At 59.4% G+C, this 20,638-nt stretch carries 16 protein-coding genes and 2 pseudogenes; 9 read left to right on the forward strand and 9 right to left on the reverse strand.

What is annotated here, in order from left to right; all coding sequences use genetic code 11:
- Window positions 1-58: 58 nt before the first annotated feature.
- From N5C25_RS01635 to N5C25_RS01645, 3 genes are all read right to left on the reverse strand, one after another.
- Window positions 59-1,558, reverse strand: coding sequence for a YifB family Mg chelatase-like AAA ATPase (locus tag N5C25_RS01635; RefSeq protein WP_279936213.1), 1,500 nt, complete (start codon window positions 1,556-1,558; stop codon window positions 59-61).
- Between the two features lie 632 nt (window positions 1,559-2,190).
- Window positions 2,191-3,435 carry an HlyD family secretion protein gene (locus N5C25_RS01640; protein WP_262214397.1) on the reverse strand — a complete coding sequence of 415 codons (1,245 nt, stop codon included), beginning with the start codon at window positions 3,433-3,435 and terminating at the stop codon, window positions 2,191-2,193.
- Complete coding sequence (locus tag N5C25_RS01645; RefSeq protein ID WP_262214396.1) at window positions 3,432-5,540, reverse strand: peptidase domain-containing ABC transporter; 2,109 nt, start codon at window positions 5,538-5,540, stop codon at window positions 3,432-3,434. The genes N5C25_RS01640 and N5C25_RS01645 overlap by 4 nt, the downstream gene beginning before the upstream one ends.
- 397 nt (window positions 5,541-5,937) lie before the next feature.
- Between N5C25_RS01645 and N5C25_RS01650 the strand changes: the two genes are divergently transcribed.
- The 4 genes from N5C25_RS01650 (at window position 5,938) to N5C25_RS01665 (ending at window position 11,183) form a co-directional block, all read left to right on the forward strand.
- Window positions 5,938-6,204 carry a hypothetical protein gene (locus N5C25_RS01650; RefSeq protein WP_058978957.1) on the forward strand — a complete coding sequence of 89 codons (267 nt, stop codon included), beginning with the start codon at window positions 5,938-5,940 and terminating at the stop codon, window positions 6,202-6,204.
- A 112-nt stretch (window positions 6,205-6,316) separates the two neighbouring features.
- Window positions 6,317-7,402: a lanthionine synthetase LanC family protein gene (locus N5C25_RS01655; RefSeq protein WP_080398755.1), complete on the forward strand. Its 1,086-nt coding sequence runs from the start codon at window positions 6,317-6,319 to the stop codon at window positions 7,400-7,402.
- 368 nt (window positions 7,403-7,770) lie between these two features.
- Window positions 7,771-10,176: a lantibiotic dehydratase gene (locus tag N5C25_RS01660; RefSeq protein WP_279936214.1), complete on the forward strand. Its 2,406-nt coding sequence runs from the start codon at window positions 7,771-7,773 to the stop codon at window positions 10,174-10,176.
- A gap of 140 nt (window positions 10,177-10,316) precedes the next feature.
- Window positions 10,317-11,183: a S41 family peptidase gene (locus tag N5C25_RS01665; RefSeq protein ID WP_080398753.1), complete on the forward strand. Its 867-nt coding sequence runs from the start codon at window positions 10,317-10,319 to the stop codon at window positions 11,181-11,183.
- 402 nt (window positions 11,184-11,585) lie between these two features.
- On the opposite strand, the pseudogene N5C25_RS01670 reads toward N5C25_RS01665, so the two are convergent.
- A pseudogene (locus N5C25_RS01670) lies at window positions 11,586-12,492 on the reverse strand (YifB family Mg chelatase-like AAA ATPase); the annotation flags it as partial.
- A gap of 540 nt (window positions 12,493-13,032) precedes the next feature.
- On the opposite strand from N5C25_RS01670, the gene N5C25_RS01675 reads away from it, so the two are divergent.
- Window positions 13,033-13,956, forward strand: a complete 924-nt coding sequence (locus N5C25_RS01675; RefSeq protein WP_251102154.1) for an RHS repeat-associated core domain-containing protein — start codon at window positions 13,033-13,035, stop codon at window positions 13,954-13,956.
- 587 nt (window positions 13,957-14,543) lie between these two features.
- Here the strand turns inward: N5C25_RS01675 and N5C25_RS01680 are convergent.
- Together N5C25_RS01680 and N5C25_RS01685 are read right to left on the reverse strand one after the other, a co-directional pair.
- Window positions 14,544-15,073, reverse strand: a pseudogene (locus tag N5C25_RS01680) (cold-shock protein).
- A gap of 45 nt (window positions 15,074-15,118) precedes the next feature.
- The gene (locus N5C25_RS01685) at window positions 15,119-15,475 is read right to left on the reverse strand and encodes a hypothetical protein (protein ID WP_279936215.1); all 357 of its coding nucleotides are present in this window, start codon (window positions 15,473-15,475) and stop codon (window positions 15,119-15,121) included.
- A gap of 643 nt (window positions 15,476-16,118) precedes the next feature.
- On the opposite strand from N5C25_RS01685, the gene N5C25_RS01690 reads away from it, so the two are divergent.
- The 3 genes from N5C25_RS01690 (at window position 16,119) to N5C25_RS01700 (ending at window position 17,741) form a co-directional block, all read left to right on the forward strand.
- Window positions 16,119-16,721, forward strand: coding sequence for a DUF998 domain-containing protein (locus N5C25_RS01690; protein WP_279936216.1), 603 nt, complete (start codon window positions 16,119-16,121; stop codon window positions 16,719-16,721).
- A gap of 55 nt (window positions 16,722-16,776) precedes the next feature.
- Window positions 16,777-17,142, forward strand: coding sequence for a hypothetical protein (locus N5C25_RS01695; protein ID WP_279936217.1), 366 nt, complete (start codon window positions 16,777-16,779; stop codon window positions 17,140-17,142).
- 314 nt (window positions 17,143-17,456) lie between these two features.
- The gene (locus N5C25_RS01700) at window positions 17,457-17,741 is read left to right on the forward strand and encodes a hypothetical protein (RefSeq protein ID WP_180870395.1); all 285 of its coding nucleotides are present in this window, start codon (window positions 17,457-17,459) and stop codon (window positions 17,739-17,741) included.
- A gap of 520 nt (window positions 17,742-18,261) precedes the next feature.
- Here N5C25_RS01700 and arr read toward each other — a convergent pair.
- On the reverse strand, window positions 18,262-18,696 hold the full coding sequence (gene arr / locus N5C25_RS01705) for an NAD(+)--rifampin ADP-ribosyltransferase (protein ID WP_180870399.1): 435 nt from the start codon (window positions 18,694-18,696) through the stop codon (window positions 18,262-18,264).
- Window positions 18,697-18,822: 126 nt separating this feature from the next.
- On the reverse strand, window positions 18,823-19,074 hold the full coding sequence (locus N5C25_RS01710) for an accessory factor UbiK family protein (protein WP_005411375.1): 252 nt from the start codon (window positions 19,072-19,074) through the stop codon (window positions 18,823-18,825).
- A gap of 155 nt (window positions 19,075-19,229) precedes the next feature.
- Between N5C25_RS01710 and N5C25_RS01715 the strand changes: the two genes are divergently transcribed.
- Window positions 19,230-19,568: a P-II family nitrogen regulator gene (locus N5C25_RS01715; RefSeq protein WP_005411374.1), complete on the forward strand. Its 339-nt coding sequence runs from the start codon at window positions 19,230-19,232 to the stop codon at window positions 19,566-19,568.
- Between the two features lie 216 nt (window positions 19,569-19,784).
- Here the strand turns inward: N5C25_RS01715 and N5C25_RS01720 are convergent, their stop codons facing one another.
- Window positions 19,785-20,594: a trypsin-like serine protease gene (locus tag N5C25_RS01720; protein ID WP_279936218.1), complete on the reverse strand. Its 810-nt coding sequence runs from the start codon at window positions 20,592-20,594 to the stop codon at window positions 19,785-19,787.
- Between the last annotated feature and the right edge of the window lie 44 nt (window positions 20,595-20,638).

The following is a 20,638-nucleotide window of genomic DNA, read 5'->3' on the forward strand; positions in this document are numbered from 1 at the left end:
CTTCGCGCGAGAGTCGACCAACGGTCGACTCTACCAATAGCCAACCCGACCGGCATTTCTAAGGCTTTCCCCGATCCAACTGCCGATAGCCAATCGCCTCAGCCAGATGCGCCGTCTGGATCGTTTCACAACCCGCCAGATCCGCAATCGTGCGCGCCACGCGCAGAATCCGGTGCATCGCCCGTGCGGAAAGCTGCAGACGTTCAATCGCCTGCTCAAGTAGATCCTGATCGGCCTCGCTCAGCTTCGTGCACGCCCGCAGCGCCGCCGGCGGCAGATGTGCATTGAGCCCGCCACGTGCCTGCTGCCGGGCATGGGCGGCTTCCACCCGTGCACGTACCGCAGCACTGGGCTCACCCAGCGGCGTGCTCTCCCGCAGCTCCACCGCGTCCATTCGCGTTACGCCGATATGCAGATCGATGCGGTCCAGCAACGGACCGGACACCCGCGCACGGTAGCGGTTGATCCGCTCGTCGCTGCAAAGGCAACGGTTGCTGCGGTCACCGGCCCAGCCGCACGGGCAGGGATTCATCGCAGCCACCAGTTGGAACCGCGCGGGGTACTGCACGCTGCGCGCCGCGCGGGCGATGCGGATGTGGCCGGACTCCAGTGGCTCGCGCAGGGTTTCCAGCGCGCTGCGGTTCCATTCTGGGAGCTCATCAAGGAACAGGACTCCATGGTGGGCCAGTGATATTTCACCGGGGCAGGGCGGGTTGCCCCCACCCACCAGCGCCGCCGCGCTCGCGCTGTGATGGGGCGCTCTAAAGGGCCGCTGCCGCCAACGTCTTGGGTCCAGCCCTTCGCCACTCACCGACGCAATCGCGGCAAGCTGCAGCGCCTCAGTCTCTTCGGTATCCGGCAACAGGCTGGGCAGGCGCGAGGCCAACAGTGTCTTGCCGCAGCCAGGACTACCGATCAACAACAGATGGTGCCCACCGGCAGCGGCCACTTCCAACGCGCGCCGTGCATGCGCCTGCCCGCGCACGTCGGCCAGATCGGGCAGCGGCAACGGTGACGTGTCCACGCGCTCCACGGGTGGCAGCAGGCGCGGATTGCCCAGCCCGGCACAGCACTCCAGTAGCGTGCGCGCCACGCGCACATCAGCGTGCTCGGCCAGCGCCGCCTCGGCGGCATTCCCTGGCGGCACCACCAGAATGCGCCCGGCGTCTGCCGCAGCAATCGCCGCCGGCAGCGCTCCGGCCACCGGTCGCAGCTCGCCGGTCAGCCCCAGCTCGCCCAGGAACTCGTACTGCAGCAGCGACTGCGGATCGACCTGGCCACTGGCCGCCAGGATGCCCAGCGCGATGGCGAGGTCGTAACGCCCGCCTTCCTTGGGCAGGTCGGCGGGTGCGAGGTTCAGCGTGATGCGTCGCTGCGGAAAGTCGAAGCGCGCGCAGAGCAGGGCGGCACGCACGCGCTCGCGTGATTCGCGCACGCTGGTCTCGGCCAGGCCGACAATCTGGGTGGCGGGTAGGCCGCCAGAGAGATGCACTTCCACCCGCACCAGCGGGGCATCGACCCCGGCGCGTGCACGGCTGTGGACCAGCGCCAGGCTCATGTGTGGTTTCCTGCAGATGGATGTTCGATGGTGCGGCAGGCATTCGGCATGGCGCCATCGGGCATTGCGGGTGAGACGCCTAGGGGGATTCTGGTCAAGGGCGATCCTTTTCCCTGAACAGATATCGCTGCGCATCAGGAGTCGCCTCGCTGAAGTGCCAAGATCGCGCCATCGATCTAGGATGGCTGTGGCTGTGGCTGTGGCTGGTGCTAGCTGCTAGTTTGATCTGCTAGGGGGGAATTTGCGGACTGGCTTGAGGAATGCAAGCGCAGATTGGGGAACGCCCTGCCAGCAATGTCGGAGGGCGTACACACGCAGCACGAGCGGCAGCTGAGTAGATGCAGGACGCCAATGCTGGAGCGATGAGAATGCTACAAGGAACGACCGAGGGAGATTTTAGGTGGGCTGATGCCAGCCGCCGACGCCCAGCAATTGTGGGCCGGATCCGCCACAATGAAAACTCGCTTCCAGAGCCCTCTACTGAGGGGAGGGCTTTGCCATGTCAGTCTGCTTCTGAATCACTGGGCCCCAAGTGACGCCTCAGCGTGGATGTCGTATCGGCCCCCTCGGGCCAAACCTGCAGCATTGCTAGAGGTAAGCGGAAGGAATCGCCGGGCCTCTGCGTGCTAGTTCTAACTGGCGCCGAACAGGCGCCCAGAGACAGAGTAAAGAGGTTCCAGCACCCATTCGTAGATCTTTCGTCTATCGCCAACGATGTCAGCGTCAACCCGCATACCCGGCCTTAGCGGCTCTTGTAGCCCATAGGCTTGGACGGTCTGGCTGCGCAGGGAAACAAGAACCTTGTAAACCGGTTCTGATACAGAAGCCTCCGCAGAGCTGATCGCGCTTCTGGAGATCTTCAGAACGCGACCTTCATGGGCTCCAAATTTCTGGTAGGGGTAGGCCTGATAACGCAGAAGGACTAAGTCCCCTTCCCGGACAAAGCCTATTCCCGAGCTAGGAACAAGAAGCTGAGCTTGTAACATAGACCCTTCAGGCAAAAGACTCAGGAGGGGTTCGCCTGCAACAACCGACTTCCCTGGCTCTACCAGCCTGCTGGCAATCAAACCTGCTACTGGCGCTCGAACCAAAACCTCTCCGCCGGCGCGTGTCTGCACCTGCTCCTGACGAAGCTGTGCCAAGTCGCCGTTTGCTCCGGCGGAAAGAGCTCGCTGGCGAAATGGTATCTCGTGGATGGATTGGCGAACATCACTCAGTTCTCTACTTAACGCAATCTTCTGTCGCTCAAGGACCTGCATGGCATTCGTCAGTTCAAGCACGGATTGCTCTTGCTGATTCAGCTGCACAATGCTCACGTACTGCTGGCCCACAAGCTGCCGATAGCGGCCCAGGACCTCATTGCCGATCCGGACCTGCTCCCGCCTAGTCCCAATTTCGAGGTCAAGGTTAGCGATCTCTCTAGCAAGCCCCTGCTCGCGATCCAGCAGGCCGGTTCGCTGCAGTATGATCTGGCTCGATTGAGCCTTCATGCTTTCACCAAGTTCGTTCTGCCTAATAGTCATCTGCTTCTGAACCACATCGAGAGAATCCTCGCCTGAGGCAATAGCACGAGGAATGCTCATCAGGACAAGGGCTGCACCGCTCCGCACAGACCCACCTTCCTCGACGGCCACGCTCGATACGAGACCACCTGAGGGTGCCACCACCGTAGCCAAACCCAAGTCAGGCACAAGTTGTCCCGTCACCCGGGATCTTTTGCTGTATTCCCCAAACCATCCGATGGAGATGATGCCTATCGCGGCAGCTAGTGAAATCAGCATTAGTACCCAGAGTTTCAGGGGCTGCGAGACAGATATCGTTCCAAGCCATGAATCGCGTCTAGCGTCTATCGCCTCCCTTCGAAAAAGTGCGCTCATGACGTCGCCTCCTCCACAAATCTGAGGGGCGAACGATCGTACTGAGCGACATCGCTTACCAGTCCGTTCTCAAGAACAATGACGCGATCAGCGCTAGCAATCGTCTCTGGGCGATGAGCCACAATGATGCGACTTAGGTCCATCTGTTTAACAGCCTCGTTCACCAAGTGCTCTCGACGCACATCGAGGTGACTCGTGGCTTCATCCAGGATCAGCAGTTTCGGTTTTCTGTAAAGAGCACGTGCTAGAACAATCCTCTGCTTCTGGCCACCCGATAGTGTGCTTCCCATATCACCAATCAGAGTTTCATAACCCATTGGCAGTCCGCTTATGTCCTCATGAATGGCTGCAAGCCTCGCCACTTCAAGGATCCTGTTCTCATCGATGTTGTCATCGAAGAACGAAATGTTCTCGCGAATCGATCCTGCGAAAAGCTGGTCATCCTGCATTACTGCACCAATCAATGAGCGGTATCTTGATACACCCATGTCATCGATGTTGTGGCCATTGACCTTGATTGTTCCTTCGATTGGTCTAAGGACGCTGAGGAGTAGTTTTATAAGCGTTGTCTTCCCCGCACCGGAAGCGCCAATGATCGCGACAGACTGACCGGGCTCTACCGTGAAGGAGCAGTTCCTTACAATCCAAGGTTCACCATCTCCATAGCGGAAGCTCAGCCCTTCAATCTCAAGTTTTACGCCACTACTTAGATCAATTCCATATCCGGGTCGATCGTCTGTTTCCGGTTCGGTGAGAACGACCTCCGCGAGTCTCTCTCCATGCAAGCGCAACATCCTGAACTCAACGGCGCGATCAATAAGTGCCGATACGCGCAATGCGAACTGGTCCTTATACGCGAGATAAGCTACAAGCATGCCGACGGAGAACACTCCCTTCATTGCAAGTGAGGCGCCGATCCAGATGACCGCGACCTTCTCCAGACCGAAGATCAGCTGATTCGCGCCGGTAAACAAAAGCGAGAATCTCGAGACCCAAAGATCACGTCCTATTGATTCGCTGACCAGGTTCTGGAACCCAGACTTTCGGCTGCCTTCCTTGCCACCGATCTTGATTGACTGGATGCCACGAATAGACTCCAGCAGAAAGCTTTGCTGCTTTGCTCCAGCCACTAGTTGCGCTTCAGTGCCTGATCGTAGGGGCATGAAGGAAGCAAGGCGGGCGATAAAGTACGTGCACAGTGCTAGCAATGTGACAAGAGTCAACTTCCAGCTGTAGATGGCCATTATTAGCAGCGTGATGGTCGCCATCAGGCCATCAACAAATACTTCGACGAAGGTCGTCGTCATGGTCTTCTGGATCGCCTGGATGCTGCCCATGCGCGACACTACATCGCCCAACTGCCGCTTCTCAAAGAAATCGAGCGGAAGTCGAGTCAAGTGTCGGAACACGCTTACCGTCCACTGCATGTTGACGGTGCTGGATAGATGCGTAATCGCCCAGCCTCGACAGATGCCAGTCGCAACCTGAAGAACAACCAATGCTCCGAAAGCCACGCCAAGGATGGTTAGAAGATCGCTGTCCGCTGACAATAATACGTAGTCGACCACCCACTGCATGTAGAAGGGTGCAACCATCGCCAACGTCTGGAGTGCGATGGATATGCCGAGGATCAATGCGAGGGCACGCTTGAGTCCAACTAAGTTTCCAGTCAGTTGTCGCAACGAGACCCGGCGCGGTGCTGGAGCCGCTTGAAAGTTCGTCGATGGTGAAGCTTCAAGAGCAATGCCAGTGAACTTTCTAGAGAACTCAGCGAGAGGCACCTTGTACCGACCAATCGCGGGGTCCAGCAACGTTGCCGATCGCCGCCCGACGTCGACAAGAACAACGAAGTGATTGAACTCCCAGTGCAGAATGCATGGAAGTGCAAGCAGCTTGAGCTGATCCATGTCCACCCTCAGGGGACGACAGTCAAGCCCCAGCCGACCACCAAGCTCAACAAGGCCATGCAAAGTCATGCCCCGAGCCGCATTGGGATAGGAAAGGCGCGCTTCTCGCAAGGACACCTTTCTTCCGAAATGACTGCAGACCATTGCCATACAAGCCAGCCCGCACTCGGCCGACTCTGATTGCCTCACAACATCCATGTACTCTGCTCCAACTGCTGATGGAGTCCGCGGCTTGCGGCGCACTTGCCGCTAATCGCGATCGAACTCCGGCCCTTGCGTGACAAGCCGGCAGCCACTCTTGAGCATCACAGTGCTGGTGTCAACTTCAATTTTTCCTTGCGTTCTCGAAGGTGATCTCGTAGGTTCATAGCGAACCTAATGATGCGCGGCACGGACGCCGAAAGAACATGCAAGGAGTGCCATGTGTGTAGTACACAGACTAGGCGTAGTCCCAGTCGGCATCACACAGAAGATTCGCTGTCGCCCACCGAGGCCAGCTCCATGCTTTGATCTCAGGCCATAGCTCTGGCCGCCACCAATTTGCCAGATGGACTGGCGAATGCAGGGACGTTTTGTCCAAGAAAAAGGAGTTGTCATGAACAAGAAGCTTGAGTTGAATGCGCGCAGTCTGCAGGGGTTGAGCGAAGAGGAAATGAAGCAGGTTGCTGGTGGAGGCTGGCTCACCGACATCATCGGTACGCCGTCGGTCTTCAGCTGTGGTGGCGACCAACCCACTGCTTGGTGCACCGCTTTCGGTGGCGGCGGCGGCAGCGGCGGTAACGGTGGCGGTAGCAGTGGTGGAGGCGATAACGATAGCCCGGCACCGACCACGATGAATGTCTGCAGCCCTGGTCCCGCCTAATTAGCAATTAGTCCATTTGGGAGGGGGCGTCCTGCCCCCTTCCTCGCGGCCGGACAGCTTGATCATCCGCTGGTCCCGCCCGAGTTGCGTTGAGTAGTTCTGGAATTTCTTGATGAACATCCAAGATAGCGCATCGGTTGTGGCAGCGATCGCGCGAGCGGTGGCACATTCGCCACCCAGTAGGACCGCCGAACTAGCGCGAGGGGATTCAGGTAGAGTCGTGCTGCTAGGAACGTGTCTTGCTCTAGATGGAGGACGCGATGAGTTAGCTCTCCTTTCCAAGGAGATCGACCGTGTGCTGCAACAACTGAAAGACGCTGAAATGGGGCCGGCACTCTTCACTGGGCTCGCGGGAGCCTTCTGGACGCTAAGGCACTTCGCCGCTTCCGCAGCGATCCAGCATCAATTGGACGGCTACGACAGCATTCTACTTCCCAAGCGGCTACTTCACGCGCCTTTGGATATGATCACTGGATTGAGCGGAATTGCCATCTACGCGGCAACCAGTGAGAAGTCACAACTCTCAAAGGCCTGTGCTCTCGAGCTTGAGACGATGTTGCATAGGCCTGTTCGTCCTGGTGAGGATCTCGGTATTTCCCATGGCGTGGCGGGCACGTTGCTTGCCAGCATTACGGTGGCGCGCCGAAAGGCGGCCGATGTGTCGGATCGCTTCTGTGCCGCGCTGCGCCGGGCTTGTGAAGATTATTGCTCGGTGATCGAGGAACAGAAATTCGTTGTCGGTTACAGCGCTAACGATGGAAAGTTTGGGCGGCTAGCGTGGTGCTACGGCCCGCTGTGCTCGGCACTAGTTCTTGCTGGGGCAGGAGTCCTGTTCAGCGAAGTGCGCTTCACTTCGGCGGCAATGGAGATCATGCGCGGAGTAGATGGGCGGGAAAGGCATCTATGGGGCGTCGAGGACTATGGTCTCTGCCATGGAATCGCAGGGGTTGCTCTGATGCTCTCCGAGATAGAGCGCCTCACGGGCGGATCCTTCAGCTCAACGAAGCTGGCTATCAATGAGGCAACGGACACTGCGACCGGCATCCTTCAGTCTCAGATAATCAGCTTGGGTCCAGATCAATCATGTGGTGAGTTCAGTCTCCTGGGAGGGCAGTGGGGCCTCCTGCTGTGGTGGATCACCCAGCGGTTCCCGGAGGCGCCAGCGTACTGGAAAGCTCTATTCGTAGGAGACATGTAATGTCGCTAATTTTCCAGCGTCGATGGAGTGGTTACGCTGCGAGCAGAATTCTCTCCGACGCCGGAGGCAGTATTCCCCTCCATGATGGTCTTGTTGAGAGTGATCTCTGGGATTACCAAGACTTTAGGGCCAGCCTTTCATTGGCGAACCCTTCCCTTCATGGTCGCCTTCTCTCAGGAGATCTGGATCGCCGATCCTTGGCATCCTTGGTCAAGTATGCATCTAGATTTGCGTTCCGGGCGACGCCCACTGGAATGCTTGGTTGGTTTGATCATGCATCTAGCGTCCATGCTGAAGGATACGTCGAAGTTCACCATTCCTCGTCTGTCGCAGGCGGGCAGGGTGCCTTAAACACCGATGTCAAAAGAATGCTCATCCTCAGCCCAACTGCCTATGTAGTTGATGGCGAGGTCAGATACTATTGCCGAGAGAAGGACGAGGCGAGAACAGAGGTTCTTGAGTGCATCTCACGCACGGAAGTTCTCGACCTCATACTTAAGCATCTCAGCGACAGCCACAAGGTCACTTTCGATGATATGCGTACCTTCGTGTCGGAGCTAGCAGATTGCTCTATTGAGGACGCTAGTAAGTATGTTTGCTCTCTCGAGAAGCGTGGCCTGCTCGTCGAGCTTAAGGCGAAGAAGCCCGGTCTCGGGAAGCCTCTGCGCTTATTCACCATTGATTCGGGCCAAGCTTTCCCTTCAGTCGTGTCTCTCTTGGATCAAGAAGAGACTGCCTTGGGGGGGCAGGACTTTTCAAGCAAACGGCCGCTCCACGTGATTTCTCGATTGTCATCTGCAGCCGAGCCCCCGCCCTCCCATATTGCGGAAGAAGTGAGGCAGGCAACGGCGGCGATCCATAGTTGCTCTGATCCACTTGCGCGTTTCAAAGCGGACTTTGAGCACAGGCACGGCGGCGCTTGGGTTCCACTTCTTATGGTCCTTGATGCCGAAGTTGGTCTACCCTTCTCGCCAAAGCTCGCCAAGGTTTACACACGCTCATCAGACCTCTCTGCGAGCGCGAGCGAAGTTGCCAGTAGAGTCCGATCTCGGTTGGACCGGCTTACGAACGAGTTCGAGATTCGTATTGACGACATCATCAAAGACGTCATGCGTAGGGGCGGTAGCGCCACCGGCGGCATAAGCTTGCTTGAAAAGAACTCAGGGGGGCGTGAGGTATACACACTACGGCGGTGGTCGAGCGCAGGCATCTTCAGGCCGGTCATGCGCGGACTTTCGGAGGATGACTCCCGCTTGTTGGAGATTCGAAGAGCGATCGCCTCCCATGAGAGGTCTGACCTCGTATTTGCCGAAGTGGTGGATATCGCGCCAGACTCGGTGGCGGACATCGCGCGCTATCCAAATTTCACAAGCCACGTCATTGATATCTCGGGTACTAATTCGGGTCCTAGTCAAAGTCGAATTTCATTGGGCCAATTGGAGGTCAGCGTTTGCTCTGGCCATGTCGTACTTAGGCTCGCAGGTACGTCGACTCAGGTCGTTCCATTGCTAGGGAATGCACTTACTCCTGGCTTGGATGGCGGAGCTGTATCCTCGTTTCTCAACCTCATCGAAATTCAGGAAGCGCGGGGATTCTCCGATGACTGGATACGATCAGTAAGTTCGGCTGAGTACCACCCATCCATCCTGTTTGGCTCGATTCAGTTATCCCCCGAGCAATGGAAGGTGGCTGCTTCTGACTTCATCCGTGATGGCCGAATGGAGTTGCCTAACGTATTGCATGGGAGGGCGCTGCCCAGATTCCTGCGCTACGGCGGCGGAGATAGGGTTCTCACTCTTGATCGGAAGTCGCATCACTCGATCTCGGTCTTCCACGAAGAGCTGGAACGAAAGGGTGAGCTCTGGATTGAGAAGAGCCCAAATCAGAACCCGTACTCCGTCTCTTCCGATCACGGCGAATACGTCGTTTGCGACTTTGCCGGAATGATTAAAGGACGGGGGGGGCGTTTTGATCAGTTCCAGAGATCAGGGGATGAAGACTGGCTGTTCTTTGAGATGAAGGGCACAAGCGCTGGCCTCCGCGCTTGCGGCGCGAGAGCAATTTCAGAGGCCCTGGCTACGGTGCGAGATTCCGGAGTTACTCGCCCGAAATGGCACTACCTATTCTATGGGGTCACGTTGAGATTTCGTATCCATATTTCTCGTTGTCTTCATCAAAGGGTTAGGGAGGCTGTCCTTCGTAGCTGTATTGGCGCTGGCGGGCTGTCGATGCTTGACGTTTCCGAGAGGCGCTATCTTCCCGAGTTTTCGAGGTATGGCAGCCTTATTGATGAGGTGGAGGATTACTGGACATTTGACAGCGAGAGACGGCTTGCTGGGCTGCGCGCTGATGTCGCGAAAGATCACTCGCTTTCAGCAGTTCGTGCTGTGCTCCAGGTCGCGCAAGATCTCAGATGCGGGCGAGCGAAGTTGGTCGACAGATTGCTGCGGGCCCGCCGATACTTCCAGCAGGAGTTTGGTCTATCCGAAGAAGATAGGGCCTATCTGCGGGAGGTGCGGAACTCCACTCGTGGCAGTGCCGACGTCCTCGATCTGGTAGGTCGGCTTTGTGGTGCAGAGTCGGACCGTTCAATCGTGGAAGACGACGAGCATCTTGAGTCCCGCGCTAATGCAATCGAAGTCTTTTTTCACGAGATAGCTCACATTTCTGTCGCACGCCTCTCGGGTGCGAATCCTAGAAGGCGGGAATGGGCAGCCTACGAGACTATCCATTCGCTTGTTCAGCAAATTTCAGGCGCAACACGCGCATCATAAATCCTAGTCTCGGACTAATTAACATTAATAGATTATCAGTAGCTTCAATTTCCGCGGCTGTCGCCGTCATACTGGCTGCGGCTTTGGTGTTTCAGGATAGAATCCGCACTCGAACCCCAGCGGGATTCGCCGGTGTTGCGATGGAGAAAATTGATGAGCGCTCTCCGTATGCTGCTGACCCTCGCTGGAATGTGGCCAAGAGCGAGCTTCGGCATTTGGTGAGTATGGGGGCCACGAAGTCCGATGTCATTCTGAAGATCAATGCGACTTTGCGTCTTCTAGGTGATGAGCACTCCATGCTGGTTGATCCTGTGACCGTCAAGGAGAAGATGTCTGCCTTCAAGGGCGACGGTACCCCTAGGCGGATTGAAGTGGCTTCGATCGACGACTATATGTACGTCAAGTTGCCTACACTCACTGAGTTCGACGAAGCGATTGCCGCGAAAGCCAACGCTGATGTCAGCAATGGGGGCGCTGCGGCGGAATGCGGGGTGATTCTGGATCTTCGTGAGAATGGCGGAGGCAGCATGTGGAAAATGATTTCTGCGATCGCACCGCTCGTAGGCGAGGGGCGACTCGGATACTTTGTTTCTGGGGATGGTACGCGCCAGGCTTGGGGGATCCGGGAGAACAGAGCTTTTCTTGGGGAGAAGTCGATGGGTGCAATTCCGGCTTATGGGAAATCCATGCTTTCCGATTTGCCGGTGGCTGTGCTCATTGGACCCGGTACGCTGAGCTCCGGCGAAGTCGTTGCCTCTGTCTTCTCTACGCGCAGCAAGGCACGCTTGTTTGGCCAGCCTACCGGAGGAATGGCTGACGCTAGGGAGGCATTCTCTTTGGGAGACGGGAGTATTCTTTTCCTTACTACGGCCAGGCTTGCCGGTCGTGATGGGGTTACCGTTCCTGGTCGTCTAAGGCCCGACGTTTGGATCTCTCAGGAACGATCTGAAGAGAAGGATCTCACCCTTGTCGCCGCCGAAGAATGGCTTCAAAGCGGCTGTCGATAGACCGTTAGGGCGCGATGTAGATCTCCACTAGCATTACTCAACCATAGCAGCTGGTCGCCTTTCGCTAGAGCGGTAGGAAGGGTCGATTGCTGCGTCCGGTAAGCATCCCTTGGCCGATACCGGTCAAGGGGACCCATGTCCTGAACGGCGAAATTTCTTTCAACGAACAAGAAGGGCATGTCCGCTCGCCCGTGCGGTTCGCCGAGATGACGCCTCGAAGGGGAAGTGCCTCAAGTAGCTGTCGTTGCACAGTTGCTTGGACCAAGTGCGAGGAGGGGCTTCATCAGTGTCTACCAACTCCACATGGATCGCGGTCCACTCGAGAAGGCTGTTCTGCTTCTGTAACGGGCCGAGAGTGCGCAATGCGAAAATGGTTGTCATACAACTTGACAGCCTAAGGGTGAGCTCATCAAGGAACAGGACTCCATGGTAGGCCAGTGATATTTCACCGGGGGCAGGGCGGGTTGCCCCCACCCACCAGCGCCGCCGCGCTCGCGCTGTGATGGGGCGCTCTAAAGGGCCGCTGCCGCCAACGTCTTGGGTCCAGCCCTTCGCCACTCACCGACGCAATCGCGGCAAGCTGCAGCGCCTCAGTCTCTTCGGTATCCGGCAACAGGCTGGGCAGGCGCGAGGCCAACAGTGTCTTGCCGCAGCCAGGACTACCGATCAACAACAGATGGTGCCCACCGGCAGCGGCCACTTCCAACGCGCGCCGTGCATGCGCCTGCCCGCGCACGTCGGCCAGATCGGGCAGTGGCAATGGTGTCGTGTCCACGCGCTCCACGGGTGGCAACAGGCGCGGATTGCCCAGCCCGGCGCAGCATTCCAGCAACGTACGCGCCACACGCACATCAGCGTGCTCGGCCAACGCGGCCTCTGCGGCATTCCCCGGCGGCACCACCAGAATGCGCCCGGCTTCGGCGGCTGCAATCGCGGCGGGCAGCGCACCGGCCACCGGCCGCAGCTCACCGGTCAGGCCAAGCTCGCCCAGGAACTCGTATTGCAGCAGCGACTGCGGATCGACCTGTCCGCTGGCCGCAAGAATTCCCAAGGCAATCGCCAGGTCGTAGCGACCACCTTCCTTGGGCAGGTCCGCAGGCGCCAGGTTCAACGTGATGCGCCGCTGCGGAAAGTCGAAGCGCGCGCAGAGCAGGGCGGCTCGCACGCGCTCGCGGGATTCGCGCACGCTGGTTTCCGCCAGGCCCACGATCTGGGTGACAGGCAGGCCGCCGGAGAGATGCACTTCCACCCGCACCAGCGGGGCATCGACCCCGGCGCGTGCACGGCTGTGGACCAGCGCCAGGCTCATGTAAGGTTTCCTGCAGATGGATGTTCGATGGTGCGGCAGGTGAGCTGCGGCCAACCATCGGGAATTGCTGGTGAAGCGGCTAGGGGGATTCCGGCAGACGGTTGGGGCATGCCTTCCTCCTCTGCGGAAGCAAGATTCGGCCATCAAGTGAACGATGGACGCCAATTCGCCGTGCTACTCAAATTGACGTGCTACTCAAATTGAATAGCGTCGGTTACACATGGCCACGCATTTCCAAGCGCTACGCCAATTCCACTTGGGGCATCCAGGTGGTGCAACCATGGATGCTTCTGGAAAAACAGCGTGGCAACAGCCACCGCTTGATTCACATCGACTCGCATTGGTTTTCAATGTGACTTCCCCAGCCATCGGGGGCTGTGATATGAAGACGGAATCTTGCTGGAAGGCTCTTTCAAGGGGATGGGGGGAATGGAAACGTTTGAGGAGGCTGATCGTCGTGTTTCCCTCGTCCTTTGGGGGGTGGCGAAGCGCATTCCCGAACGGGGCCCCGTGGGGGCCTGACTCTGTTGCACACTAATGATGAGCCTGGCGCTGACGCCATCGGCAAGTGCCGAGACGGTCACCTACATTCATACCGATGCGCTTGGTTCGGTGGTTGCCGAGACCGACGCCAATGGCAACGTGGTCAAGCGCTATGACTACGAACCCTATGGGGCCGTTGTTGGCGGGCAGGTTGCGGATGGACCTGGATATACGGGACACGTGAGCGACGCTGCCACTGGGCTGAGCTACATGCAGCAGCGCTACTATGATCCCCAGTTGGGACTCTTCCTCTCGGTGGATCCGATCTCTACGCATTCAAGCACGAAACACTTCAATCGATACAGCTACGCTTATGGCAATCCGTACTCCTTCACCGATCCGGACGGAAGGGTTCCGGTAATGCCATTCATCTACGGCGCCGTCCTGGGCGGCCTCGCAGACATCGCGGTCCAGAAAGCCATGAATCCGGATAAGCCTATCGACAAAGTGGAGGCTGGCATTGCTGCTGCGGTTGGCTCAGTCTCCGGAGGCGCTGGTGGAGTGGCCGTTGCGGCAGTGGGTTCCGGCACGATTTCGGTAGGGCGTGCGGTTGCCATACAGACCGTGGTCAATGCGGTGGCGGGCGGTGCTGGCTCCGCCGCAGAGAGCGCAATCAAAGGGCAACCCATCACGGCGGAGGGCGTCGCTTCAAATGCGATTGGCAGTGCAGCGGGTGGATTGGCAGCCTCCGGGGTTGGCGTTGCCATGGGTGATTTCGCAGGCCCAGCTGCACGCGGATCACTCCAACGGCTGAGTCAATCCCGCGGCCCAGGTGGGCCGAACATGGCAAGTGCCACTGCGTCAACCGGAACTGCCATTCCCAGGCAATCGGCACTCCAGGGTGCGGCGTCCCAAGCGGGTCAGGGCCTGGCGGGAGCAGGGGCGACTATCGTGCAGAAGGAACTGGAGAAGAAAAAATGAGTCCCTTGTTGAAAGGCCTCATAGGCACTCAGCTTCTCGCTGCGGTCTTTGGCGTTTCTTACTTCGCAGTTCTCACGTACCGCAATTACCCGGACGCTATGCATACGGGATTGCGTATTTGGGGCTACTTCGCGGTGATCTTCCTATTCCTTCATCTGTTTCTTGCGCTGAAGCAGTGGTGGGAAAATTCGCGTCGAAGGCGATAGGCGTGCCCCCTTCCGTGATCTCGTTTGCACTAGAGAACAAGTCGCCCAATGGGCGGCTTGTGCTTTTTGCGGGGAGGTTCACCGGCCTTCAAGTGAAAGCATGCCAATCTCCACATTGGCTGCTGGAAAAGCTGCGTTCACTTCAAGTCCCTGGCGGCTTGCGAGTACTGATGGCCCTCTCGCTCGCCATGGGCCTGCCGGGGTGCGGGGAAGAGGTGGAGAGTTCAACGTATCCCATTGGCCAGACGGGAGAGACGTGCACCGCCTACAAGGGCTTCGACCGCCAGCCTCCTGAAGTAGTTGTGGCGGAGCTTGGCCCCTCGCGATCGAGCATCGGGCGGCCCCTTGCTGTTCAGACGCAGCGCCACTGTGAGCGTCAGCCTACGATGGCACTTCAGCGCTGAAGTAGTTGGTGGGATCGGCTTGGCGGTGTCCTCGGGCCCCAAGCAGACACCGCTGCTCATCCTGCACCAACCCATTGAAGCGCCCAAACCGGGCCTCAACCCACGAAGGCCCCGCGCTTTCCACCAGCAACCGCCCTTGGCTCTGGTGCAGATCCAGCCAGCGCTCGAAGCTGATGCGCAGACGTTCGATATTCGGTGCCCGCCAGCGGGCATCGGCAGGCATGCGGATCAGCACGCGCGAGGGCGCGTTCTCCACCTCCATCACCAGCACGCCTTGCACCGGATCTCGAAGGACGTCGCCCCGGCATGGCGCGTGTGCAGTTCAAAGCCCTCGCGGGCCTTCGCGGTCACGAAGCCGAGCGCATCACTGTGCAGCAGGCGGTAATCGGCCGGCTGCAGCTTCTGGTAGGCCCACACCTGATCGCCCGCGGGCTCGGGCCGCTCTACCCACATCGCGCCGATCACTGCGATGCACACCACCGCAGCGGCCACGCCCTGCATCTTCATACGTCACCCCGCACACAGGCAGAAAGGTCCGCGCCATAAGCGCGCTCAGTCCTTGGGGCGCATCCGCTCGTGGATGAAGGCGGTCAGCGCCAGATCGGCCATCACCAGCCCCTCCATCACCCGGTCGCCCACGTACTGCTCCGGCTCGCTGTTCTGGCGCGTGCGCTCGGCCGCCAGCAGGATCTCCTGCACGATGCGCTGGCCGGTGAGCGCGCAGTCGGCGTCGGACAACGCGATCTGCCGGCTGCGCAGGTGGTGCCGCTCGGGCCAGGGCTGGCCGTCGGCCGCAGCGCCCGCACCGATGGCGTGCAGGACGGCGATGAGGCTGTTGGGGTCCAGCGCAGGCGCGGGTGACGGTGCTTCCTGGATGGGGCGTGGAGGAGGGGAGTGCGGTGTGGTCATGGCGGGCTCCGTGCAAGCAGGCGGACGCCGCCACCGATAAAGGTGGCGGGCAGAGCGTGGCTCGAAAACCGGATGTTGGGAACCGGCGGGTACAAGACCCCCACGCCCCGCCCGCCATAGCCGGCAGACGGATTGCCAGCCGGCACCACGCGCGGTGGTGCCGGCTGGCAAGCGCAAACTACTTCCCAACAAAACGGGCTTTCGAGTCCCGACCACCGATGCACGGTGGCGCAGTAACGATTACCTGCTGTTGTTCGGAATGCCAACGGGTAGGGGTCAATGCCGCCAAAACCCGAGACGCTTTTGGCATTGTCGCATAGCACCGGAAGCGGCGAGAGCCTTGGCGTGCCAAGCGGAACGGCACTTCTGGAACGGAGTCGTCAGAACCTTCCGCCAGAGATGCAAGGCGCGGCAAATGCGACAGTACTCGCCCATCGGACATGTGTGATCGCCCATGCAACCGAACCGCTGCGACACCCGCTAGTTGGTTTAGATGACTTCTTGCCTATTGAACCTATCGAGCGCCACGCGCAATCTGACTACTGCTGTAGTCAATCAAGATCGTCCTGCCCGCAGTAGGAAGGTTCTGCAGTGTTCGATTGGATTCCACCCACTGGCGCAGGCCAAACAAGGACCACTGCACGTGTCACGCCGCAGCCGACTGCTTCTCTGCGCGGGTCTGGTCCCGCTTCCCTGGTTCCTGTTCTGGACCAGCGTTGCCGCCGTATTCGCGCCGGGCTACAACCCGCTTGCACAGCACGCCAGCGAGCTGCTGCAGGCGCCAACGCTTGCAAGCATCTGCGGCAGGATTGCGGCTATCGGCTCCGGTATGGGCTTCGTGGCGTTCTCCATCGGGGTATGGCGGGAGTCCGGTCGCCGGATTGCAGTAGGTGCAATCTGCTGGTTGGTCTTTGGCATTTCCATGCTGACCAACGGGCTCTGGCCCATGGGCCATCCGATGCACGGCTTCTACACCATCGGTATCGCCAACATCATTGCACCGGCGATGTCGCACATCGAACTGAGCGCGTGGTCTGCCAACCGAAGGGCGTACGCCGTGACTGCTATGGTGAGCATCGCGGGCATCGTCTATCTCTGGTTGAACGTGGTGGGAGCGGATCCGGATGGGTTCAGGGGGCTGACCCAGCGCCTGTTCTCGTCGATCAACTCGCTGTGGCCGTTCCTGGTTGCGTGGTACCTGGTGCGCCGCGGTTCAAGCGCGCTGCGGACGCAGCCTGCGCATTGATGGATAGGCACGCAGGCACAGGGACGACTATTAGGCGTGTGGAGTTGAGAACAGGATGAGGATTTTTCGCCGCCAGCTGATCTACGTCCAAGTGCACCAGGACCATTTCACTGCGCGCTTGGTCGGTGGAGACAGGACCATCCGTCGCCAGTGTCATGCCCTTGGCAATCGCGCGGGCCCAATCAAGGACTTTTCGAATATCCGGCCCCTGCTCAAGGCGATCTTCTCGGAACTCATGCCCGGGTTCTCTTTCGTCAAGCCGTGGGGGATTCTGCACTTTGATCCGGTTGAGTACCCGGTTACGAAGGATGAACTGGCGGGGTTTCAGAAGGCTGCCATGCAAGGTGGTGTGAGCTTCTGTTTTCTCTCCACGTGGGAGCAGCGGCATGAAGACAAGGATCTGTTGGAGATGTTCAAGTAGGGGCTGGCCCAGCACATCTTTTGAGACCAACCCGCTTGGTGGCTCGGCCTGATTCTGGCATTGCGAGCGTCCGGTCCTGCGCGCAGAGCGCCATGCGCCCAAAGAAGACACTTGCCCGAGAGTTATACCCTAGCACGCTGCCAGTCTGGTTTTACGTGGTGTTGTTAGCCGGTCCCGGCCGTCTTAAGATCGAGCCGTGACAAGGGGATAGCTTGCCGTACGCTGCCTTGTAGATAAATCGTATAGCTGTGCCTATGGATACGTCTATTAGTTGGTTAGGCCTTTTTATGGCAATAAATGGAGATCGATTGCTTATGTCCGGAACATGGATCACACACCACGACGGCTTTGTTGAGGAGCGTCGCGTCATCGTTCAAACGTACTCAGACGGTGGATATCGCGTTAAGACAACGCAAGGGGAGGACGACGCAGGTGACGTTTTTGGCGATGATTCTAGTACGTTGATTATTCCCCCGAGCTCCAAAGGAAGCCCCATAGACATTGACGGAGAGACTATTGACGAGGTGCGGGAGCAACTCACTGAAGAAGGTTTCAGTGAGGAGGCGATCACCGAGATCGTTGGCTACTTCCCGGGCTGAAAAATCGTTCAAGGCGAAGCCACTTCGTGGCTCGCCTTAACTCAGGCGTTGGGCAGCTTGTAGAGGTCGTGACGATGAGTCAAAAAATAGAGGACGTTCTTCGGGTTCTTGAAGGTATCCGTAGTGGCTACCAACCCGAAAAACCTGAGCCTCTTCGTAGGGTGAGGGTTCGGGTAGTCCGTCAGATCGCCAAGCAACGTGGCGTTGACTACCAAACTATTGCGGATGCTTATATCCGTCGGCTGGCTCCGGACATCGAGCGCACGCCCGCGTTTGACCAGCTCGTAGAGGATTGGCTGGCATCAGGCTCTCATTCGCTGCAACATATTCTTGAGAGTCATGCCTTAGACCGAGGCGACCCGGCACGCATAAGTGAGTTCTTTGCGCCCACCGCCTAACAATTCGTTCAAGCCTAGGCCGCTTCGCGGCTCGCGCCTAAGTGTCTGCTGCGAACGACTGCTTCCAGCCGAAAAGCTGCTTTGTTGCTCTCCCGCGGGTCAAATCGGGCGTCGTCACTCCATCAATTAATGATCTCCCCACTCCCCGAAGCAACAAACGCCTTCAACTGCCGAACGAACTCCGCGTCGTAGAGCTCCCACTCCACAATCTCCCCCACAATCCGCAACGGCTGCGCACTCCGATACGACCGCGTCGGGTTCCCGGGAAACTTCTTGTTGGTCACATTCGGGTCGTCCTCAAACGGCCCGGTCGGCTCGACCACATACACACGCGGCCGCCCTTCACCGCGGGCCATCTCCGCAGCCAACCCGGCGCCCTTGGCAATGGTGGTGAAGTAGATGTGGTTCATCACCACACTGTCGCGATAATTGGAGCGGAAGCCAGCGCTCAGCAGCTCGCCCACGGCGAGGTCAGCGCGGGTGCCGTGATAGAACGGCCCGGCGATCTGGTCGCAGGTGTCATGCGAAACGGGTGTCCATTCGGTGTCCTGCGCCATCGGCACTGCCCCTGCGTGTCCTGCCGGATCGACAGGCCGGCGAGTCTAGGGCGCCCGGTGGGCCTTGCTGCAAGGCCCTATCCGGGAAATAATCTGTAAACGGGAGGCGCGGTGCGCCTCCCTTTTTTATTCTGCCGCGCCGCGTCCTTCCAGCTCGCGCACGGCCGTTTCCAGCGCGTCCAGCTTTTCGCGGGTCTTCAGCAGCACGGCGCGCTGCACTTCGAACTCCTCGCGGGTGACCAGGTCGAGCTTGGCCAAGCCGGCCTGCAGCGCGCTCTTGAAGGTGGCCTGCAGTTCCTCGCGCGATTCGCGCAGGCCCGGCGGCACCAGGTCGCTGAGGCGACGGGCGAGGTCATCGATTTGATTCAGGTCGATCATGGGGTGCTCCGTGGGGGTGGGCCCGTGCATCCGGCGCGGGCAGGCCATTCGGGCACAAGGATACTGCCGGCACCCACTGCCCGGACAGGCGGCAGCGGCTTCGCACGGGCCGCGTTCAGGCGCTATCCTCCACGCCGGAAGACAGGAGATAGACGATGAAGATGGTCATGGCGGTGATCAAGCCGTTCAAGCTCGACGACGTGCGCGAAGCGCTGGCCGAGCGTGGGGTCACCGGCATCACGGTGACGGAAGTGAAGGGCTTTGGTCGCCAGAAGGGCCACACCGAGCTGTACCGTGGCGCGGAGTATGTGGTCGATTTCCTGCCGAAGGTGAAGCTGGAAGTGGCGGTGACCGATGACCAGGTGGAGGCGGTGGTTGAGGCCATCGTGAAGGCCGCCGGCACCGGCAAGATTGGCGACGGCAAGGTGTTCGTGTACGACCTGGGCAGCGTGGTGCGTATTCGTACCGGTGAGCTGGACGCGGACGCGTTGTAAGCGCATCGCCGGATGCGCGAACGCGACTGGTCCCGGGAACGCTGCGGGGTAGAGTCGACTGTTAGTCGACTATCGCGCACAGCGCGGGCATTTCGGTCACGGACGGGAAGAGCAGTCGACTAGCAGTCGGCTGTACCCCGTCAGGCATTCAATGCCACCAGGCTATACGGCTCTGTCGCTTGGCCGGCGGGTTGCTTGAGTCGAGCAGGCTCGACTCTACGGAGCGGTGTGTATCATGGTGTCGATCCAGTCGGCATAGCGCGAGATGCGCACGTTGTGCACCACCTGCCCGTAGTAGCCGGCTTCAAGCGCATGCTCCGGCACTGCGGTAATCCACGAGCCCAGGCCGATCAGCTCCCAGCCATGAGCGCCGTGGATCATCAATGGGCCGCCGCTGTCACCGCTGCCGAGCACGCCCTCCAGTGGCAGGCCGCCGTCCGGCCCGTCGAATCGATACCAGAGATAGCGGCCATTGCCACCTGTCACTGCGTTTTCGGCGCGGCGCAGTACGCCGCGGTGCGATCCACCCGGCGCCAGCCCGGTCATGCCGGTGCCCGTGGCCCCTTTGCCGACCAGAGTAGCGATCTTTCCCGCTTCGGCCTGCCCGCGATAGAGGCGAACCGGCGCAACGTCGCTGACCGGTGCGGCCAGCTGAATCAGGGCGATGTCATCGGAGGCGGCCAGGAAGGCGTGGATGGGGCCTGGGTTGCCTGACACCAGCGCCGCCTGGCCAAGCGCTTCGGGCATGCGCCGGTAACCGGGATGCACGAACACGCGCTCGACACGGTACGGGCGACCGTTGATCTGCACCTCGGCGTCCATGCCTTCCATGGGCGCGGCGTGTGCGGCGGTCACCACCCAGCGCGGCGCGATCAGGACGCCGTGGCCCTCCCCGGGCAGGTCGGCCAAGGCCGGGAATGAGGATGCCGATACGCGGTAGGCGCTGTCATCCACATCGCTGCGGATGACAATGGCGTCGGCGGAGAAGGGCAGGGTAGCCCAGGCGAGAAGGAGCCAGCGGCGCATGGTTCGCAGTCTTGTGCGTGGAAGGCGATGACCCTAGCCGGGAT

The sequence above is a fragment of the Stenotrophomonas sp. GD03958 genome (assembly GCF_029839005.1).
Taxonomy (GTDB): domain Bacteria; phylum Pseudomonadota; class Gammaproteobacteria; order Xanthomonadales; family Xanthomonadaceae; genus Stenotrophomonas; species Stenotrophomonas hibiscicola.

Excerpts from the sequence above, each read along its gene's own strand:
- N5C25_RS01635 (WP_279936213.1), bottom strand. The coding sequence starts at position 1,558 with ATGAGCCTGGCGCTGGTCCACAGCCGTGCACGCGCCGGGGTCGATGCC.
- N5C25_RS01640 (WP_262214397.1), bottom strand. The coding sequence starts at position 3,435 with ATGAGCGCACTTTTTCGAAGGGAGGCGATAGACGCTAGACGCGATTCA.
- N5C25_RS01645 (WP_262214396.1), bottom strand. The coding sequence starts at position 5,540 with ATGGATGTTGTGAGGCAATCAGAGTCGGCCGAGTGCGGGCTGGCTTGT.
- N5C25_RS01650 (WP_058978957.1), top strand. The coding sequence starts at position 5,938 with ATGAACAAGAAGCTTGAGTTGAATGCGCGCAGTCTGCAGGGGTTGAGC.
- N5C25_RS01655 (WP_080398755.1), top strand. The coding sequence starts at position 6,317 with ATGAACATCCAAGATAGCGCATCGGTTGTGGCAGCGATCGCGCGAGCG.
- N5C25_RS01660 (WP_279936214.1), top strand. The coding sequence starts at position 7,771 with ATGCTCATCCTCAGCCCAACTGCCTATGTAGTTGATGGCGAGGTCAGA.
- N5C25_RS01665 (WP_080398753.1), top strand. The coding sequence starts at position 10,317 with ATGGAGAAAATTGATGAGCGCTCTCCGTATGCTGCTGACCCTCGCTGG.
- N5C25_RS01675 (WP_251102154.1), top strand. The coding sequence starts at position 13,033 with ATGAGCCTGGCGCTGACGCCATCGGCAAGTGCCGAGACGGTCACCTAC.
- N5C25_RS01685 (WP_279936215.1), bottom strand. The coding sequence starts at position 15,475 with ATGACCACACCGCACTCCCCTCCTCCACGCCCCATCCAGGAAGCACCG.
- N5C25_RS01695 (WP_279936217.1), top strand. The coding sequence starts at position 16,777 with ATGAGGATTTTTCGCCGCCAGCTGATCTACGTCCAAGTGCACCAGGAC.
- N5C25_RS01700 (WP_180870395.1), top strand. The coding sequence starts at position 17,457 with ATGTCCGGAACATGGATCACACACCACGACGGCTTTGTTGAGGAGCGT.
- arr (WP_180870399.1), bottom strand. The coding sequence starts at position 18,696 with ATGGCGCAGGACACCGAATGGACACCCGTTTCGCATGACACCTGCGAC.
- N5C25_RS01710 (WP_005411375.1), bottom strand. The coding sequence starts at position 19,074 with ATGATCGACCTGAATCAAATCGATGACCTCGCCCGTCGCCTCAGCGAC.
- N5C25_RS01715 (WP_005411374.1), top strand. The coding sequence starts at position 19,230 with ATGAAGATGGTCATGGCGGTGATCAAGCCGTTCAAGCTCGACGACGTG.
- N5C25_RS01720 (WP_279936218.1), bottom strand. The coding sequence starts at position 20,594 with ATGCGCCGCTGGCTCCTTCTCGCCTGGGCTACCCTGCCCTTCTCCGCC.